This is a genomic window from Rhizobacter fulvus (assembly GCF_964020785.1).
Map to the genome: position 1 here is coordinate 4,475,520 of NZ_OZ224516.1, position 17,251 is coordinate 4,492,770.

Annotated in this window: 14 protein-coding genes and 1 pseudogene; 9 read left to right on the forward strand and 6 right to left on the reverse strand. The window is 69.5% G+C overall.

All coding sequences use genetic code 11. The annotated features are described in order from the left end of the window. Positions 1-50: 50 nt before the first annotated feature. From ACWH49_RS21340 to trxA, 3 genes are all read right to left on the reverse strand, one after another. Entirely contained in the window at positions 51-311 is a 261-nt protein-coding gene (locus tag ACWH49_RS21340) for a type B 50S ribosomal protein L31 (protein ID WP_056468786.1), read from the reverse strand. 97 nt (positions 312-408) lie between these two features. Beyond that, a complete protein-coding gene (gene rho / locus ACWH49_RS21345) occupies positions 409-1,671 on the reverse strand; it encodes a transcription termination factor Rho (RefSeq protein WP_056468796.1) in 1,263 nt (420 codons plus the stop codon). Positions 1,672-1,916: 245 nt separating this feature from the next. After that, positions 1,917-2,246, reverse strand: a complete 330-nt coding sequence (gene trxA, locus ACWH49_RS21350) for a thioredoxin TrxA (protein WP_056468802.1) — start codon at positions 2,244-2,246, stop codon at positions 1,917-1,919. A 111-nt stretch (positions 2,247-2,357) separates the two neighbouring features. On the opposite strand from trxA, the gene ACWH49_RS21355 reads away from it, so the two are divergent. The 6 genes from ACWH49_RS21355 to ACWH49_RS21380 all read left to right on the forward strand — a co-directional run bounded on the left by ACWH49_RS21355 (position 2,358) and on the right by ACWH49_RS21380 (position 13,730). Continuing rightward, a complete protein-coding gene (locus ACWH49_RS21355) occupies positions 2,358-5,024 on the forward strand; it encodes a PD-(D/E)XK nuclease family protein (protein WP_448173286.1) in 2,667 nt (888 codons plus the stop codon). Continuing rightward, positions 5,021-8,281, forward strand: coding sequence for a UvrD-helicase domain-containing protein (locus ACWH49_RS21360; RefSeq protein ID WP_448173287.1), 3,261 nt, complete (start codon positions 5,021-5,023; stop codon positions 8,279-8,281). The genes ACWH49_RS21355 and ACWH49_RS21360 overlap by 4 nt, the downstream gene beginning before the upstream one ends. Before the next feature lie 105 nt (positions 8,282-8,386). Then, complete coding sequence (locus ACWH49_RS21365; RefSeq protein ID WP_448173288.1) at positions 8,387-10,267, forward strand: HDOD domain-containing protein; 1,881 nt, start codon at positions 8,387-8,389, stop codon at positions 10,265-10,267. After that, positions 10,264-12,645, forward strand: coding sequence for a protein kinase domain-containing protein (locus tag ACWH49_RS21370; protein WP_448173289.1), 2,382 nt, complete (start codon positions 10,264-10,266; stop codon positions 12,643-12,645). The genes ACWH49_RS21365 and ACWH49_RS21370 overlap by 4 nt, the downstream gene beginning before the upstream one ends. Before the next feature lie 110 nt (positions 12,646-12,755). Beyond that, positions 12,756-12,992: a hypothetical protein gene (locus ACWH49_RS21375; protein WP_448173290.1), complete on the forward strand. Its 237-nt coding sequence runs from the start codon at positions 12,756-12,758 to the stop codon at positions 12,990-12,992. Between the two features lie 42 nt (positions 12,993-13,034). After that, complete coding sequence (locus ACWH49_RS21380; RefSeq protein WP_448173291.1) at positions 13,035-13,730, forward strand: SOS response-associated peptidase; 696 nt, start codon at positions 13,035-13,037, stop codon at positions 13,728-13,730. Positions 13,731-13,784: 54 nt separating this feature from the next. On the opposite strand, the gene ACWH49_RS21385 is transcribed toward ACWH49_RS21380, so the two are convergent. The 3 genes from ACWH49_RS21385 to ACWH49_RS21395 are packed head-to-tail and all read right to left on the reverse strand — an operon-like array spanning position 13,785 to position 15,199. Further along, positions 13,785-14,642, reverse strand: coding sequence for a hypothetical protein (locus ACWH49_RS21385; protein WP_448173292.1), 858 nt, complete (start codon positions 14,640-14,642; stop codon positions 13,785-13,787). Positions 14,643-14,654: 12 nt separating this feature from the next. Next, positions 14,655-14,873, reverse strand: a complete 219-nt coding sequence (locus ACWH49_RS21390) for a hypothetical protein (protein ID WP_448173293.1) — start codon at positions 14,871-14,873, stop codon at positions 14,655-14,657. 41 nt (positions 14,874-14,914) lie between these two features. Further along, positions 14,915-15,199, reverse strand: coding sequence for a PqqD family protein (locus tag ACWH49_RS21395; protein ID WP_448173294.1), 285 nt, complete (start codon positions 15,197-15,199; stop codon positions 14,915-14,917). Between ACWH49_RS21395 and ACWH49_RS21400 the strand changes: the two genes are divergently transcribed. From ACWH49_RS21400 to ACWH49_RS21410, 3 genes and pseudogenes are all read left to right on the forward strand, one after another. Then, positions 15,198-16,343, forward strand: a complete 1,146-nt coding sequence (locus tag ACWH49_RS21400; RefSeq protein WP_448173295.1) for a nucleotidyltransferase family protein — start codon at positions 15,198-15,200, stop codon at positions 16,341-16,343. The genes ACWH49_RS21395 and ACWH49_RS21400 overlap by 2 nt on opposite strands. Before the next feature lie 192 nt (positions 16,344-16,535). Beyond that, positions 16,536-16,886 (forward strand): annotated as a pseudogene (locus ACWH49_RS21405) (SOS response-associated peptidase family protein); the annotation flags it as partial. A 16-nt stretch (positions 16,887-16,902) separates the two neighbouring features. After that, positions 16,903-17,217: a hypothetical protein gene (locus ACWH49_RS21410; RefSeq protein ID WP_448174410.1), complete on the forward strand. Its 315-nt coding sequence runs from the start codon at positions 16,903-16,905 to the stop codon at positions 17,215-17,217. The last annotated feature ends 34 nt before the right edge of the window (positions 17,218-17,251 follow it).

The window sequence follows — 17,251 nt, forward strand, 5'->3', positions numbered from 1 at the left end:
CAACAAAAAAGGCAGCCGGAGCTGCCTTTTCTTCGGGGCAAGAAGAGGAATTACTTCTTCGCGCCCAGGTGCGCAAACTTGTTGCGGAACTTCTCGACGCGGCCGCCGAGCGAGTCGACGCTCTTTTGCGTGCCGGTGTAGAACGGGTGCGATTCGCTGGTGCTCTCCAGCTTGAACAGCGGCAGTTCGCGGCCGTCTTCCATCTTGATGGTTTCCTTGCTGGTCGCGCACGAGCGCGTCACGAACTTGAAACCGTTGGACAGGTCCACGAAGCAGACTTCGCGGTACGTGGGGTGAATGCCTTCTTTCATGGGAGCCTCGTCGCTGATTGATCGGTAGCCACGCCGAACCGTTCGGCGCACTTTCCGGATTGCGGAAAACCCGAGATTATAGCCCGGGTCGAGCGCGTTACCCTCCGCGCCGCATCATGTCGAAGAAGTCGTGGTTGTTCTTGGTCGACTTCATCTTGTCGAGGATGAACTCCATCGCCTCGATCTCGTCCATCGGATACAGCAGTTTTCGCAGGATCCAGGTCTTCTGCAGGATCTCGGGCTGCAGCAGCAGTTCCTCGCGCCGCGTGCCGCTCTTGTTCAGCAGGATCGACGGGTAGACGCGCTTCTCGGCCATGCGGCGATCGAGGTGGATCTCGCAATTGCCGGTGCCCTTGAACTCCTCGTAGATCACCTCGTCCATGCGCGAGCCGGTGTCGACCAGCGCGGTGCCGATGATGGTCAGCGAGCCGCCTTCCTCGACGTTGCGTGCGGCGCCGAAGAAGCGCTTGGGCCGCTGTAGCGCGTTCGAGTCCATGCCGCCGGTCAGCACCTTGCCGGAGGACGGCAGCACGTTGTTGTAGGCACGGGCCAGGCGGGTGATCGAATCGAGCAGGATCACCACGTCCTTCTTCATCTCGACCAGGCGCTTGGCGCGCTCGATCACCATCTCGGCGACCTGCACGTGGCGGGCGGCAGGTTCGTCGAACGTCGAGCTGATCACTTCACCGCGCACGGTGCGGACCATCTCGGTCACTTCTTCGGGCCGCTCGTCGACCAGCAGCACGATGAGGTGCACGTCGGGGTGGTTGGCCACCAGCGCGTGCGCCATCTGCTGCATCATCACCGTCTTGCCGGTCTTGGGCTGGGCAACGAGCAAGGCGCGCTGGCCTTTGCCGATCGGCGCGATCAGGTCGATGATGCGGCTGGTGATGTTCTCGTCCGACTTGATCTCGCGCTCGAGCTTGAACTGCTCCTTCGGGAAGAGCGGCGTCAGGTTCTCGAACATGATCTTGTGCTTGCTCTCCTCGGGCGCGACGCCGTTGACGCGGTCGACCTTGACCAGCGCGAAGTAGCGTTCACCGTCCTTCGGCACCCGCACTTCGCCTTCGATCGCGTCGCCGGTGTGCAGGTTGAAGCGCCGGATCTGGCTCGGGCTGAGGTAGATGTCGTCGGTGCTCGCCATGTAGCTCGCGTCCGGCGAGCGCAGGAAGCCGAAGCCGTCCGGCAGCACCTCGAGCACGCCGTCGCCGAACACCTGCTCGCCGGCCTTGGCGCGCTTCTTCATGATCGCGAACATCAGCTCCTGCTTGCGCAGGCGCGCGACGTTCTCGATCTCCAGTGCCTCGCCCATCGTGATGAGCTCGGAGACGTGGATCAGTTTCAGTTCGGACAGATGCATGGGCGAGTGACCCCGGGGTGAGTGGCGGCGCCGACGCCCCGGCAAGGGTACGCAGGCTCGCGAAGCGAACAACGAGCGACAACGGGAGTGGGGTGCCGATTCCACGCGCCGCCGGTTCGGGCGTCGTGGCCGCCGAAACCGCTTCGGCAGCCCTCAGGGCGTGGGGGCGAAAATCTTGGCGGCAGGTCTACAAAGAACAACCGGCGGCTTGGGTAAAGCGCCGGCTCCCGCCGCGTTGAGCAGAATTATAGATGACCGTCGAGGAACGCGGTCAACTGGGCTTTCGACAGGGCGCCGACCTTGGTCGCCGCGAGCTGGCCGTCCTTGAACAGCATCAGCGTCGGGATGCCGCGGATGCCGAACTTGGCGGGGACGTCACGGTTCTCGTCGACGTTCATCTTCGCGATCTGCAGGCGACCGTCGTAGTCCTTCGAGACCTCGTCGAGGATCGGCGCGATCATCTTGCACGGGCCACACCACTCGGCCCAATAGTCGACCAGCACAGGCTTGGTCGACTTCAACACGTCGGTGTCGAACGACGCGTCGGAGGTGTGTTTGATCAGTTCGCTGCTCATGGTTTGTCCTCGAGGCTGCACCGCAAGAAGTGGGTGGCAAGGCACAATGATTCTGACACAAAGCCCCGACTTTCGCGGTGCACGGCGCCCTCGGCGCCCCTCTTCATTCCTATGGCAACGATAGTCCGGCGGGCTCTTGAAATCGGCGGTGCGCGCGCGCCGCGCTGGGATGCGATCGCGGCCGACGTGGCGGCCTGGGCGGCCGTCGAGCGCGTCGCGTTGATCGATGCGGTGCTGCTGGTCCCGTTCGCGCAGTTGCTTCCTGAAGCGCGCGGGGCGTTCGCCCGGCACGGCGGATGGATGCCGCGGATCGAGACGACGCGCACGTTCGCGCAGGGCCTGGGCCCTGCTGTGGCGCCGCGTGCCGGCGAGCTCAGCTTCGATCCGACGCTCGATGCGCTCAGCGCTTCCGCGCTGCTGCGCGCCCAGACGTGGGGTGCGGCGTGGGCGCGGCGCGATCAGCGTGGCTTCGAGCAGGCGGTGCGCATCGTCGTCGCGACGGCACAGGAGATGGCGCGCGCGGCGGCGGCCGTCCCGCCGGCGGCGCGCGCCGCCCACTGGGCCGCGGCGCGCGAGTTGATGATGCCGATCGGTGGCCCGGGCGCGAGCGAGCGACTGCTGACGCGCGTTGCGCTCGAGTGGGCGAGCGTCGCGCCGGCGCCGGCCACCGACCGGCTGTTCGAACGTGCCGCGCCGTCGGCATGGATCGCCGTGCAGGCCGGCGGGCCCGACACGCTCGTCGACCGGGTGATGCGGGAAGCGCGCGTGCCGTGCCTGCTGATCGACACCGATGCGCCTGAAGACGACCCGTTCCCTTCCATGGAACACCATGCCACGCCGACGCACGCCCTCTGCGACGCCTTCGAGCACGAGGCGCAATGCGCGGCGGCTCAGGTGCTGTTGCACCTCGGGCGTGGCGAGAGCCCGGTCGCGCTGATCGCGCAGGACCGCGTGCTGGTGCGCCGCATCCGCGCGCTGCTCGAGCGCCATCGCGTCCGCCTGCTGGACGAGACCGGCTGGACCCTGTCGACGACCCGCGCCGCGGCGCAGGTGATGAGCCTGTTGCATGCCGCGCGGCCCGATGCCGGCACCGATGCACTGCTCGACTGGCTGAAAGCCGGCACCGCGTGGGGACGCACCGATGCCGACCACGCCGTCGCCGCGCTCGAATCGAATTGCCGCCGCCTGCAACTGGCGCGCACCGCCGCGCTCGATGCCGCTGCGCTCGATCCGCCGGCCGCGCGACTGTGGGCCACTGCGTCCGAAGCGCTCGCGGAACTGGCCGCGGTGCGCCGGCAGCCGCTCCCGGCGTGGCTCGCGGCGCTGGCGCAAGCGCTGAAGCGTTGCGGCGCGCTCGACCTGCTGCGCGACGACGACGCCGGCCGTCAGGTGCTGCTGGCACTTCGCCTGACGCCCGCGGCGTCCGGCGCGCTGGCCTGGACGGCGGGTGCCGCGCAGGCGGTGATGACACTCCACGAATTCCGCCACTGGGTCGACGGCGTGCTCGAGCAGGCCACCTTCCGGCCGACGGCCGAATTCGATGCGCCGCCCGAGGTGATCGTGACGCCGCTCGCACAAGCGATGCTGCGCACCTTCGCGGCCGCCGTCGTCCCCGGCGCCGACGACAAGCGTCTCGGCGCGATGCCGCCTGCGACGACGCCGGTCAGCGAGCCGATCGCGGCCGCGCTGGGCCTGCCGACCCCGGCGGCGCGCCGGCGTGCCGAATTGCTGGCGTTCGCGCAGCTGCTCGCGGTGCCGCGGGTGACCTTCATGCGCCGCCGCGTCGACGGCAGCGAGCCGCTGGCCGACAGCCCGCTCGTCGAACGCCTTGCGCTCGCGCTCGCCGAACGGGGCCGCGCGCTGGCCGCGTGGCACGACCCGCGCGCCGCTGTCGCCCATCCGCCGACGCCGGTCCACATGACGGCGCCGGCCGCGCCCGAGCTGCTGCCGGCGCGCCTGTCCGCCAGCGCCAGCGAGGCGCTGCGCGCGTGTCCGTACCGCTTCTTCGCGCTCTCGATGCTGCGGCTGCGGGAGGACGACGAACTCGAACGCGAAGTCGAGAAGCGCGACTACGGCACCTGGCTGCACACGGTGCTGTACGACTTCCACCGCACGCGGGCGGCACCCGAGGCGAGCGCCGTCGAGACCGCTCGGCTGCTTGCGCTCGCGCGCACCAGCCAGGCCGCGCAGGGCATCGCCGATGCCGATTTCCTGCCGTTCGCCGCGTCGTTCGAGACCTTTGCGCCGCGCTACATCGCCTGGCTGCATGCACGCGACGCGACGGGCGCGCACTGGCTTGCCGGCGAAGCGGAGGCGACGCTGGCGCTGCCCGGCGTCACCGGCATCGAGCTGCGCGGCATCATCGACCGCATCGACGAGCGCCGCGCGCCCGGCGAAACCGTCCTCGAGCTGATCGACTACAAGACCGGCAGCGCGAGCAGCCTGCGCGAGAAGGTGCGCGACCCGCTCGAGGACACCCAGCTTGCGTTCTACGCTGCGCTGATGCGCGAGCGCGGCACGCAGCCGATCACCGCCTGCTACCTCGCGCTCGACGGCACGCGCGGGATCGAGGAGGTGCCGCACCCGGAAGTCGAATTCAGCGCCGCCGCGCTCGTCGACGGGCTCGCGCACGACCTGCGCCGCCTGCAGGCCGGCGCGGGGCTGCCGGCGCTCGGCGTCGGCTCGACCTGCGAGCACTGCGCGGCGCGCGGCATCTGCCGTCGTGATCACTGGGCCGAGGCGCCCGCCGATGCCGCGACCAAGGCGGTCCCGCGATGACGACCGGCCCCGCCTACCTCGCCGACGGCCGGCCGATCGCCCGCGACGCCTTCTACGCGCTCGCCTGCGACCCGCGGCGCAGCGTCGTCGTCGAGGCCTGTGCCGGCGCCGGCAAGACCTGGATGCTCGTCTCGCGCATCCTGCGCGCCTTGCTCGACGGCGCGCAGCCTCACGAGATCCTGGCCATCACCTTCACCCGCAAGGCCGCCGGCGAGATGCGCGACCGGCTCAACGAATGGCTGCGCGCGTTCGGTGCCGCCGCGAGCGAGGCGGTGCGCGTGCGCGCCTTGGTGGAGCGCGGCCTGTTGCCGGCCGACGCCGAGCGTCTCGCGCCCCAGCTCGCCACCCTGCACGCGCGCCTGCTGGCGGGCGGGCGAACGGTCGAGATCCGCACCTTCCACGCCTGGTTCTCGCAGTTGCTGCGGGCGGCGCCGCTGGAATTGCTCGACGAGCTCGGCCTGCAACAGGACATGGAGCTGGTCGAGGACCCGGCCGACCACCGTGGCGAGGTGTTCCGCCGCTTCCATGCGGCGGTGCTCGCCGAGCCGGCGCTGCGCGCCGACCACGCGGCGATGATCGCGCGGCGCGGTCGCTCCCAGACGCGCAAGTGGCTCGAGGCCGCGTGGGACAAGCGCGTCGAGTTCGAGCTCGCCGACGCCGCCGGTGTGCTCGAGGAAAGCGTTCCGGCGCCGCAGGTTCACCTCGACGGCTCGCATCCGGCACAGGCGCTGCTCGGCGCCGCGTGGGAGGCGACGTTGCGCGACCTGGAGCGTGCGCTCGGCCTCGGCGGCGCGCGCGCCAGGGATGCCGCCACCAGCCTGGCGCTCGCGCTCGCGGCGAGCGAAGCGCAGGTCCGCTTCGAGCACGCCTGGGACGCGCTGTTCACCGAGAAGGGCACGCCGCGCAAGCAGCTCGGGCAGATCGCCGAACTGCTCGGCGTGCAGACCGAACTCGAAGCCATCGCGGCGCAGATCCACCAGCTCGACTGCCACGTCGAGCACCTGCGCATGGTGCGGCTCGGCCGTGTGCTGCTGGCCGAGTTCGCGCGCTACAAGCAGGGCCGGGGGCTGGCCGACATGTCCGACCTGGAGCGCTGCGGTCTCGCGCTGCTGCGCGACGCGACGCTCGCCGGCTGGGTGCAGGAGCGCCTCGATGCGCGCATCCGCCACGTCCTGATCGACGAGTTCCAGGACACCAGCCCGCTGCAGTGGCACGCGCTGCACGCCTGGCTCGCTGCCTACGCCGGTGCCGGCGGCGGTGCGAGCGGGCAGCGGCCGCCGGGCGTGTTCATCGTCGGGGACCCGAAGCAGAGCATCTACCGCTTCCGCCGCGCCGAGCCGCGCGTGTTCGAGGCCGCGCGCCGATTCGTCGTCGAGGCCCTCGGCGGCAGCATGCTCGCCTGCGACCACACGCGGCGCAACCGGCCCGAGGTGCTGGCGGCGTTGAATGCCGTGTTCGACCAGGCCCAGCGTGGCGGGGAGTTCGACGGCTTCCGGCCGCACACGACCGAGCTGGACGCCGACGCGGCTGCCGGCGTGGCGCTGCTGCCGCGCGTGCCCCGGCCGCCGCGCGTGGCGCGCGCCGCGAGCGACGACGACCAGCCGATGCTGTGGCGCGACACGCTGAGCGTGCCGCGCCACGAGCCCGAGGAGGTGCTGCGCGAGCGCGAAGCCGCGCTCGTCGCCGACGCGATCGCTCGCCTGGTGGCGGACGAGGGCGTCGCGCCCGGCGACATCTTCGTGTTGAGCCGCAAGCGCGAGTCGTTGCGCTTCGTCGCGCAGGCGCTGCGTGCGCGCCGGGTGCCGTATGCCGCGGTGGAGGAGACGGCGCTGATGGACGCGCCCGAGGCCCGCGATCTGGTGGCGCTGCTGGACGCCCTGGCGTCGCCGCGGCACCGCCTCTCGCTCGCGCAGGCGCTGCGCAGTCCGCTCTTCGGCGCCAGCGACGCCGACCTGATCGCGCTGGCGCACCGTGCACTCGCCGAACACCACGGCGACTGGTGGCAGGCGCTTGTCGAAGGGGAGGTGGACACCCGCCCCGCATTGCAACGCGCCCGCGCGCTGCTGCCGCGCTGGCGCGCGGCGGCGCGCACGCTGCCGCCGCACGACCTGCTCGACCGCATCGTCCACGAGGGCGGGCTGCGCGAGCGCGTCGCGGCGACGGTGCCGCCGGTACAGCGGGCCGCGGCGCTGGACACGATCGACGCCGTGCTCGCGCAGGCGCTGACGCTCGATGGCGCCCGCTACGCCACGCCCTACAACTTCGTCCGCGCGCTGCGGCGCCGCGCGATCAAGGCGGCGTCGCCCAGCCATGCCGATGCGGTGCAGCTGCTGACGGTGCACGGCGCGAAGGGGCTGGAGGCGCGGGTGGTGTTCGTGATGGACGCCGACCCCGAGCCCAAGAATCCCGGGACCGCCACGTTGCTGATCGACTGGCCGGTCGAGGCCGGGGCGCCGCGGCGCTGCGCGTTCGTCTACGCCGAGTCGCAGTGTCCCCAGTCGCTGAAGGGCGTGCTCGCGGCGGAGCTGGACGCGCGGCAACGCGAGGAGCTGAACGGGCTGTACGTCGCGATGTCCCGCGCCAGGCAGCGGTTGGTGTTCAGCGCGACCGAACCGTTCCGTCGGGCCGGCGCGGCGCCGTGGTGGGCACGGGTCGAGCCGCTAGGCGACGCCTGGCCGATCGAACCGGCGCACACCGAGGCGGACGATTCGACGCTGCCGCCCGCCACGCTGCTGACCCTGGCCTTCGCGCCGCGACCGGCACCCGAACGCCGCCCGCCGCGCGCGCCGGACACCGACGCCACGCGGCTGGGCAAGGCGGTCCACCGCGCGCTGGAATGGGCCGCCGCGACCGGCGCCCACGCCGCCGACGACGCGACTTGGACCGAGCTCGCCCACGCCGCCGCGGCCGAATTCGACGCGCCCCCCGCTGCCGTCGCGGCGCTCGCCCGCACGATCCTGCGCAGTCCCGACGCGGCCCGCTTCTTCACCGGCCCACAGCTCGCCTGGGCGGGCAACGAGGTGCCGGTGAGCATGGACGGCGAGGCGCTGCGCATCGACCGGCTGGTGCGACTCGACGAGCCCGGCGGCGCCACCTGGTGGGTGCTCGACTACAAGCTGTCCCACGCCCCCGAGCAGCTCGACGAGTACCGCGTCCAGTTGCTGCGCTACCGGGCGGCCGTGCGCGGCGCGCAGCCCGGCGCGAGCGTGCGCTGCGCCTTCATCACCGGCAGCGGCGCGGTGCTCGAGATCGATTGACGGTCGCGCGGCCAATCCAGTCATTTGGACGGTGTTGCGCCGCCTGATCGGTGCACTGGCACGGTGCGGCCCGGTTTCCAATTGGACAACTTCACGACCGTCCCGATGGCCGCCAACGCCTTGCCCCAATCCCCGGCTCACGCCAACCCGACCCGCGCGTTCGGCCGCTTCGAGCTGCGCCGCTTGCTCGGCAAGAGCGCCGGCACGATGGTCTGGCTCGCCCACGACCCCCGCAGCGGCGCCGAGACGATGCTCAGCCTGCCGCGCGTGCAGCCGACCGACGCGGCTGCGCTCGAACACTGGCAGCGCGACGTGCGCCTGGGCTCCCGCCTTGACCACCCGAACCTGGCGCTGGTCGCCGAGATCGGCGTGCAGGACCACTGGCCGTTCATCGCCGTCGAGCGCAGCCAGGGCATCACGCTGAAGGAATGGCTGGCGCTGCACCCCAACCCGAAGCCGGCCGAGGTCGTCGGTTGGGTCACCGACCTGCTGCACGGCCTCGCATTCGCGCACGATGCCGGCGTGGCACACCTCGACCTGCAACTGCACAGCCTGTTGATCGACGAACGCGGCGGGGTCAGCCTGATGGGGCTGGGCGTGGCCGGCGACGCCGCCCGCATGGCGCAGGAGGCCGCGCGCGGCCGCTCGATCGAACGCACGATGGCGATGGACCCCGGCGAACTGCGCGCGCGGCGCGCCGCCGCCGCGCGCGACCTTCTCGCCGCCGGCATCCTGCTGCAGCACCTCCTCACCGGCCAGCCGGTGCTCGACCAGCCCGACACCGCGCTCGTGATCGGCCGGATCGCGCCGCTCGGGCGCGAGCTGGTGCGCCTGCCGTGGAGCACGCCGCTGCCGATCCCGGAGGCACTGCGCGCGATCGCCAACCGCTGCACGTCGGGGCAGGAGCGGCTGCGCTACCAGAACACCCGCACCTTCCTCGGTGCGCTGACCGGGTGGCTGGACAGCCAGTCGGAAGAGGGCGGCGGGCCGATCGGCCTGCTGATCGACCGGCTCCACAGCGTCGGCCACCTGCCGGCGCTTCCCGGCCTGGCCGCGCGGGTCGCCCGCGTGACCAACGTCGAAAGCCAGCGCACCGACGAGATCGCCGACCAGGTGCTGGACGACATGGCGCTCAGCTTCGAATTGCTGCGCACGCTCAACTCCGCGCAGGTGCAGGGGACGCAGGTGCAGGGCAACGGCCCGGTGCTGACGCTGCGGCGGATCATCTCGCTGATCGGCGTCAACGGCGTGCGCCTGGCCGCGAACACGCTACGCCCCTGGCCCGGCCCGCTGAACGAGACCCAGGCCGCCGCGCTGCAGGTCACGCTCGACCACGTGCGCCTGGCCGGCCAGACCGCGCAGGCGCTGCGACCCAAGGGCTACGACGCGCAGGTCGTCTACCTGATCGCGCTGCTGCAGAACCTGGGCCGGCTGATGCTGCGCTACCACTTCGCCGACGAGGCCGAGCAGATCGAGCAGCTGATGAAACCCGCGCTCGCGAACCGCGATGCACACGTTGCCGAGCAGCCCGGCCTGAGCGAGGAGGCCGCGTCCTGCGCCGTGATCGGGGTCGAGATCGAGGCGCTCGGCACGGCCGTGGGCCGCCACTGGGGCCTCGGCGACGACGTGATGCACATGGTGCGGCGCCTGCCGCGCGAGGCGCCGGTGCGCCGGCCGGATTCCGATGCCGAGGTGCTGCGCCTGACCGCCAGCGCCGCCAACGACGTGGTCGATGCCGTCGCGGCCGCCGGGAGTCCGACCGGGCCGCGCGCGCTCGCGGCGATCGGCCAGGTGGCGCAACGTTACGGGCGTGCGCTTGGGATCAACGCCCGCGATGTCGGCGACGCCTTGCAGGCCGCGCGCGAGGCGCTGCGCAAGGGCGTTCCGCTTCCCACGCCACGACGCGGCGATTTCGCCGCGGTGACGGCCGACATTGACGCGCCGGGCGCGACGGCCGGCGCTGCCGAGCCGGGCGCCGCGGCATGATCGTCGGGCGGTTCGAACTCAAGCGTGTCCTCGGCGAGGGCGCGCAGGCGAGCGTGTGGCTCGGCTTCGACCGCCGCCTCGAGCGCGAGGTCGCCGTCAAGCTGATGCATCCGGAGGCCGCCGCCGATGCGCTGGCCGTTGGCGAGTGGCTGCGCGAAGCGCGCAGCGTCAGCCGGCTGACCCACCCGAACATCGTGCCGGTGTTCGAGGCGGACCTGCACGGCACCCAACCGTACCTCGTGTTCGAGTACGTGCCGGGCCCGACGCTGGCCCAGCACCTGAAGGCGCGCGGTGCGCTGCCGGCCACCGAGGCCTGCTCGATGATGACGGGCGTGCTCGACGCGCTGCAGGCCGCGCACCTCGCCGGCATCGTGCACCGCGACCTGAAGCCCTCGAACATCCTGGTCGATGCGAGCGGCCGGGCGCGCGTGATGGACTTCGGCATCGCGGCCCGGCTCGACGATCCGGGCGCGCTCGACCAGATCGTCGGCACGCCGGGGTACATGTCGCCCGAGGCCACGCGCGGCGGCGCGCCGACCGCGGCGATGGACGTGTTCTCGGCCGGACTGGTGCTGGTCGAGATGCTCAGCGGCGCCAAGCTCGTCAACGAGCGCGACCCGTACCGCGCGATGCGCCGCATCGCAAACGAAGACCTGCGCCTGCCGGGCGACTTGTCGGAAGCCGACGACGCGCTGCGCGCGCTGCTGCGCCGCGCGCTGGAGCGCGATCCTGCTCGCCGCTGGCCCAGCGCGCAGGCGCTGCGCGACGCGCTGCAGGGCTGGCTCGCGCCGGCGCCGGCCTCTCCCGACGCGGTCCAGCCGGCGCCGGGCCAGAACGGCACGCTCGACTTCCTGTTGCGCCGCATGCGCCACAAGAGCGACTTTCCGGCGCTGTCCGATTCCGTGGTCCGCATCCAGCGGGTCGCGAATTCCGAGAACGAAAGCCTGGCGAGCCTGTCGAGCGAGATCCTGAAGGACGTGGCGCTCACCAACAAGCTGCTGCGCCTGGTCAACACCGCCACCTACTCGAACGCCGGCGGCAGCATCAGTACCGTGTCGCGTGCGGTCGCGCTCGTCGGCTTCGCCGGCATCCGCAACCTGGCGATGAGCCTGGTGCTGCTCGAGCACATGCACGACAAGGGCCACGCCAACCTGCTGAAGGAGGAGTTCCTGCGTTCGCTGATGGCCGGCATGCTGGCGAGCGAACTCGGCGGGCTGACGCGCTCCGGCGAGGAGGCCTTCATCGGCGCGATGTTCCAGAACCTCGGCCGGCTGCTGACCGAGTACTACTTTCCGGACGAGGCGCGCCAGGTGCGCGGCATCGTCGCCGCCGGCGGGCAGGGCACGGCGCCGGTCGTCGGCGAGGAGTCGGCCGCGGTCAGCGTGCTGGGCCTGAGCTTCGAGGCGCTCGGGCTGGGCGTGGCGCAGGCCTGGGGCTTGCCGGCCGCGCTGCAGGGCTGCATGCGCAAGCCGACCGGCGAGCCCCCGTCGCGCGCGCCGCAGGATGCGATCGAGCGGCTGCGCTGGCTGACCTTCACCGCGAACCAGATCACCGACGCGATCCTGCGCTGCGAGCCCGAACAGGCGAAGGCCAAGGTGGCCGACGTCGCGAAGCGCTATGCGCGCTCGCTCGGCATCGGCGCCGACGCCATCCAGGCGGCGGCCGAGACCGCGCAGCAGCGCCTGGTCAGCATGGCGCAGGCGATGAACCTGCATGTCGGTGCCAAATCGCCCGCGCGGCGCCTGTTCGCGACGCCCGACGGCCACGAGGCCACGCTCGCGGTGCCGCGCGACGATTCGCTGGTGCCCCACGCGCTGCAGGCCACCGTCACGCTCGAGCAGCAGCCGCCGCGCACGCCGCTGGACAACGCCGCCGAGGTGCTGGCCGCGGGCATCCAGGACATCACCAACACGATGGTCGAGAACTTCCAGCTCAACGATGTGCTGCGGATGATCCTCGAGACGATGTACCGCGCGCTCGGCTTTCGCCGCGTGGTGTTCTGCCTGCGCGACCCGCGCACCGAATCGCTGACCGGCCGGTTCGGTCTCGGCGAAGGGGCCGAGGCGGTCGCCAAGGGTTTCAAGGTGCCGCTGAAGGCGGGCGGCGACTTGTTCGCGGCGGTCTGCATCAAAGGCGCGGACACCCTGATCGCCGACGCGACCGTGGCCCACATCGGCGCGCGGCTGCCTGCGTGGTACCGGTCCAGTGTCAACGCGCCGGCCTTCCTGCTGCTGCCGATGCAGATCAAGGGGGCGCCCTTCGCGCTGATCTATGCCGACAAGGCCCAGCCCGGCGGGATCGCGCTCGGCGAGAAGGAGCTGTCGCTGCTGCGCACGCTGCGCAACCAGGCGGTGATGGCGTTCAAGCAGATCAGCTGAGCGTCGCGAAACCGCAAACCTCCATTCGCAGGGGTTCCAATCGGGCAACAATTGGTTAAATTTCTGCCTGACCGCTCGCCCCGTGCCGGCAGCGGCACCGAGGAGCCCCGATGCTGACTGCCGTTCTGTTGCTCGCCGCCGTGTTCGCCGCCTGGATCGGCGTCGACTGGTGGCTGACCCGCCGCGACGAACGACTCGAACGGGGCCGCGCCCAGTGGTCGGCCGCCGGCCCGAACCGCAGCTTCCACTCGACGGCGTGGGAAGACACCGTGCCGCCGCTGGAGGTGCAGGAGCCGCCGCGCGCCGGGGCCGCGACACCGCACGACCGCCGTCGCGCGACGGTCTGACGCAGGCGCCCGGCGGGGCGACGCGCTGCGAGAATCGGGCCGATGTGCACCCGCTATGTCTCGCCCGATGCCGCCGCGATCGAACGGCACTGGCGCATCGACCGCCGCAACCCCTGGCGAGGCGGCGAGATCTTCCCGCAGCGGCCCGGTGCGTTCCTGCGCGCCGCGCGCGATTCGACCGAGTTCCAGCGTGAACTCGTCGTCGGGCAGTGGGGCCTGATCCCCTGGTTCGCGAAGACGCCGAAGCTGACCTATTCGACCTGCAACGCGCGCTCGGAAGAGCTGGCGTCGAAGGCCACCTTCAAGCAGCCCTGGGCGCGCGCGCAGCGCTGCATCATCCCGGCCGCCTCGTTCGACGAGCCGAACTGGGAGAGCGGCAGGAACGTCTGGTGGCGCTTTCGTCGCGCCGACGGCGCGCTGTGGGGCCTGGCCGGACTGTGGAACGTCTGGACCGACCTCGCGACCGGCGAGATCCACGAGAGCTACACGATGCTCACCCTCAACGCTGACGCGCACCCGCTGATGCGGCGGATGCACAAGCCCGATCCCAAGCTCGCGCCCGACCGGCAGGACAAGCGCAGCGTGATCCCGATCGCGCCCGAGGACACCGACCTGTGGCTCGCCGGCCCGCCCGAGCAGGCGGCCGGGCTGATCACGCTGACCGATGCGAGTGAATTCGACGCCGGGCCGGTCCATCCCATGGGGGTGCCGGCGCAGGGCGAACTGGGACCGTCCTAGCCAGATGCTTGCGCGCGGCCTGGGTCAGGCGGTGCGCCGCCGTTGTTCCCGCTCCTACCTGACTGGCACTTGCTCGCAGAACAGGTCACAGGTGCGCGTCAGGTCGGCGGCTTCGAGCTCGAAGCATCGCATCCGAGACGCGGTTCGCAGAGCGACATCCAGACCCTGATCAGGGTGAGCCAGCGCGTTCAGCGACGCCGTGTACAGACGTGCGCCGGCCTCTGCCGAGCTCAGCCTTCGCAACGTCGGCGACGCGCGCAGACGGTCGTGCCGGACGAACACGATGGAATCGATAGGGCAGAGCCGCATTCCTGATACGGGGATGGTCTCCGCGCCGATGCGCACCGTGTCTTTCAAATGGCGTACACCCGCGGCAGGTAGCGGGTGCGAGGTCGGTGGCAAGCGCTTCAGACTCAATGCACGCGGATAGGGATGCACGCGCAACGTGCTCACATCAATGGGGCTCAATTCATCGCTGAGATAATTGAAGCCGCGATGCAAGAGACCCCAGGCAGTCGTTGACTTGCCGTCTCCGGACGCTCCCGCGAGCAGGTAAGCCCGCCCGGAACGTTCAAGGGCGGCCGCATGAATGAACAGGAGTTCGGGTCGCTTGCGTTGCAGTGATACGGTCAGGTCGTGCTCAAGTGCGTAGAGGACGTCGTCCCAGCCTTCGCATTCCACGCTGCGTTCTGCCGGGCAAATCAGCTGTATCCGCTCGGAAGGAATCCGTCGCACCAGATAGGTCAGAACCGGCGTGGAACCAGTTTCACCGCCCCCACCACTGTCACGAATGGCGGAGAAACAGAAGGCCAGCAATTCTGCTGCTTCGACGTCGTCACATCGAATCGAAACATGCTGTCCGAGCGTCCTGAACGACAGCTCGCGAGCCACAGAAACGTACGCCGCAGCCAACCGAACGAAACGTTAAGCGCTCGGAAGTTGTGACGACAGCGGTGCGCCGGTGATCGAACTCGTGTTGTCCATTGCCGACTTCCCGTGGCCCTTGCCGTCCTTGGGTCCTTTGTCCGGCTTCTCGGACCCTGATTTGGCATACGAAGGAGCAGCCTGGAGCGTCAAGATGGCCGGCGCGACGTACGCCGCCTTCTTGAAGAAATCCCGGCGGGTTTCTGAGGTTCGATCCATGGATGCCTCCTGTGATCGCACAACGAAGAACACTTTGTGTTCTAGCACTCGGCGCTTGGTTCCGGGAGCAGCCCAATGGCCCGGAGCTGTGTAACAGTCGTTACTACATCTCTCAAGGCGGCCTCGAGGTCGACCTCATACGCAGTCGTCAGACATTCCGCAATCTCCGGTTCGGACAGGCCGCTACTTTTGGACTTCCAAATCAAGCTCGCGGTTGCGTTCAGTTGGTGCACCTGGCATTCAATGGTGTCTAGCGCGACAAGTTCACTGCCAAGCTCGCGGATCATGATTCCCTCCCGGTTGCCGAGGGGGGGTGGCTTTGCCATGTACTTCTCCGGCTCGCTGATCCGGCATTATTTCAGGAGGGCAAAGCCCACGGTGCAGACCCCGCGTATTCAGATGAAAGAGCGGAAAGAACCATTTCCTCTGGTTTCGCAGTTGCTCAGCCACGCGGCCGGCGTGTGGCCGACGCTGCGGTTCGATCTGCTGACCGACGCTGAGCGTCAGCTTCGGTGGGTGCTCGAGGGTGGGCTGGGTCCGCTGCTGTGGCACGCTTCGCAGGCCACGGGTGCTTCGGTTCCGGCCGATTGGCAATCTGGTTTGGTGGCGGCCGACTTGACAGCGCAGGTGAATCATCAGTGCTTGGTCGAAACGGCCCTCGATGTGCTGCGCGCGGGCCGCGCTACAGGCGTACCCGTGACGCTTCTGAAGGGCATCTCGGTCGCGGAGCAGTTGTATCCAAAACCCCACCTGCGCCCCATGGGTGATGTTGATGTGCTCGTCCCGCGCGCTGGCTATGCGCGCATCGAAGCGGCACTCCTGTCCAGCGCTTACCGGCGGTTGGACTTTCCGGAAGTTGAGGGCCTGCAGCATGGTCCACCGTTGCGCAACGATGCGTTGCGGACGCTGGTCGAACTTCATACGGAGTTGTTTGGCGCGGATTCCCCACTGCGACTCAATGGCGGTGCATTGATCGCCGCAACAGTTCAGCAGGTGGGGGTTGTGCCGAGCCTCTTTCGCGGTCGGCCAGTGAATCGGCTGTCTGCCGAGTTTCAGTTGCTCTACATCGCCGCGTCATGGTTCAACGATCTGACGAACTATCCTCCGCATCCCAGCTTTCTTGCGTCGTTGTTCGACGCTGTCTACCTGACGAAGCGTTATCCGGAGCTGCTGGACGACGACAGAACGTTGACCAAAGTCGACAATCCGTTCGCGCGTGCGTCGCTCTACGCGTTGCTGACCTATCTGCCGCGCTTTGGCGTCCAAAGCGCGTCGCCGAGACGACTGGCGGCGATGCGCCGGGGCCTTTTATTGGTCGGCCCGTTGGAATTGCGAATGATCCACGGCATGCTGGATCGCTGCATGGTGGGTGCCCGATATTGGACTTCGTTCCTGCCGATTCCCGTGCCGGGGCGATACAGCGTGCGGCATCAACTGATCAAACGGTCCAAGTCGCTTTTCGGCTGGTGAATGCCGATCAAGCATCCGAGCGGCGCCTCGGGTCGTCGACCGTTCAAGCGTGGGTCTTGGGAATTGAAGGTGACGAGCCTGACCCTCGACTCGTTTCCTCTGAAACCTAGCACTGGCGCGGGTTTGCGGCCGATGCCATTTCGTGAGTGCAACACCAAAGTGACACACGAGGCGCGATAGTAGCATCGCCGAATGTGCAACCGCTACCACCCGACCCGCGCCGAAATCATTCGCGCCCAGTGGGAGTTCGGCGTGCCCGTCACGGGCGACAAGACATGGCGACCGGGCATCGGCCCGTTCGGAATTGGCCCCTTTATTCGGTCCCACGCTGGCGAGCCTGAACTCGTCGTCGGGACGTGGGCGTTGATCGGCGACAAGGACAAGAAGCCCAACAACGCACCGAGGATGACCAACTGCGCGAGGTCTGAAGAGTTGACCCAGAAGAAGACCTATGCGGGCCCGTGGACTCGCGGTCAGCGATGTCTCATTCCTGCCGAGCGATTCGACTACCCGAACTGGGAGTCAGGGAAGAACGTGTGGTGGACGTTCAGGCGCTCCGATGGGCAGCCGTGGCACCTCGCGGGCATGGAACACTTGGGTCGATCCGGCGACGGGCGAGGTCTTCGAGAGCTACAGCATGCTCACGCAGAACTGCGACGGGCATCCGCTGCTCAGTCGGTTCCACAAGCCGGAGGTGTTGCTACCGATGGATCAGCAAGACAAGCGAACGGTGGTGCCACTGGAGGTCGCAGACTTCCGCACTTGGCTTACCGGATCGGTGGAAGAAGCGAAGGCGCTGATTCGACTTCAGCCCACTGACTTGTACGACGCACGCCCGGACGGGCCAACGGCTGTCCAGCCTGACTTGCTCTGAAGGCCCGCGCCTGATCCTTGCATGGTGGCCCGCC

Coding starts and splice junctions, on each gene's coding strand:
- ACWH49_RS21340 (WP_056468786.1), bottom strand. CDS start 311: ATGAAAGAAGGCATTCACCCCACGTACCGCGAAGTCTGCTTCGTGGAC.
- rho (WP_056468796.1), bottom strand. CDS start 1,671: ATGCATCTGTCCGAACTGAAACTGATCCACGTCTCCGAGCTCATCACG.
- trxA (WP_056468802.1), bottom strand. CDS start 2,246: ATGAGCAGCGAACTGATCAAACACACCTCCGACGCGTCGTTCGACACC.
- ACWH49_RS21355 (WP_448173286.1), top strand. CDS start 2,358: ATGGCAACGATAGTCCGGCGGGCTCTTGAAATCGGCGGTGCGCGCGCG.
- ACWH49_RS21360 (WP_448173287.1), top strand. CDS start 5,021: ATGACGACCGGCCCCGCCTACCTCGCCGACGGCCGGCCGATCGCCCGC.
- ACWH49_RS21365 (WP_448173288.1), top strand. CDS start 8,387: ATGGCCGCCAACGCCTTGCCCCAATCCCCGGCTCACGCCAACCCGACC.
- ACWH49_RS21370 (WP_448173289.1), top strand. CDS start 10,264: ATGATCGTCGGGCGGTTCGAACTCAAGCGTGTCCTCGGCGAGGGCGCG.
- ACWH49_RS21375 (WP_448173290.1), top strand. CDS start 12,756: ATGCTGACTGCCGTTCTGTTGCTCGCCGCCGTGTTCGCCGCCTGGATC.
- ACWH49_RS21380 (WP_448173291.1), top strand. CDS start 13,035: ATGTGCACCCGCTATGTCTCGCCCGATGCCGCCGCGATCGAACGGCAC.
- ACWH49_RS21390 (WP_448173293.1), bottom strand. CDS start 14,873: ATGGATCGAACCTCAGAAACCCGCCGGGATTTCTTCAAGAAGGCGGCG.
- ACWH49_RS21400 (WP_448173295.1), top strand. CDS start 15,198: ATGTACTTCTCCGGCTCGCTGATCCGGCATTATTTCAGGAGGGCAAAG.
- ACWH49_RS21395 (WP_448173294.1), bottom strand. CDS start 15,199: ATGGCAAAGCCACCCCCCCTCGGCAACCGGGAGGGAATCATGATCCGC.
- ACWH49_RS21410 (WP_448174410.1), top strand. CDS start 16,903: ATGGGCAGCCGTGGCACCTCGCGGGCATGGAACACTTGGGTCGATCCG.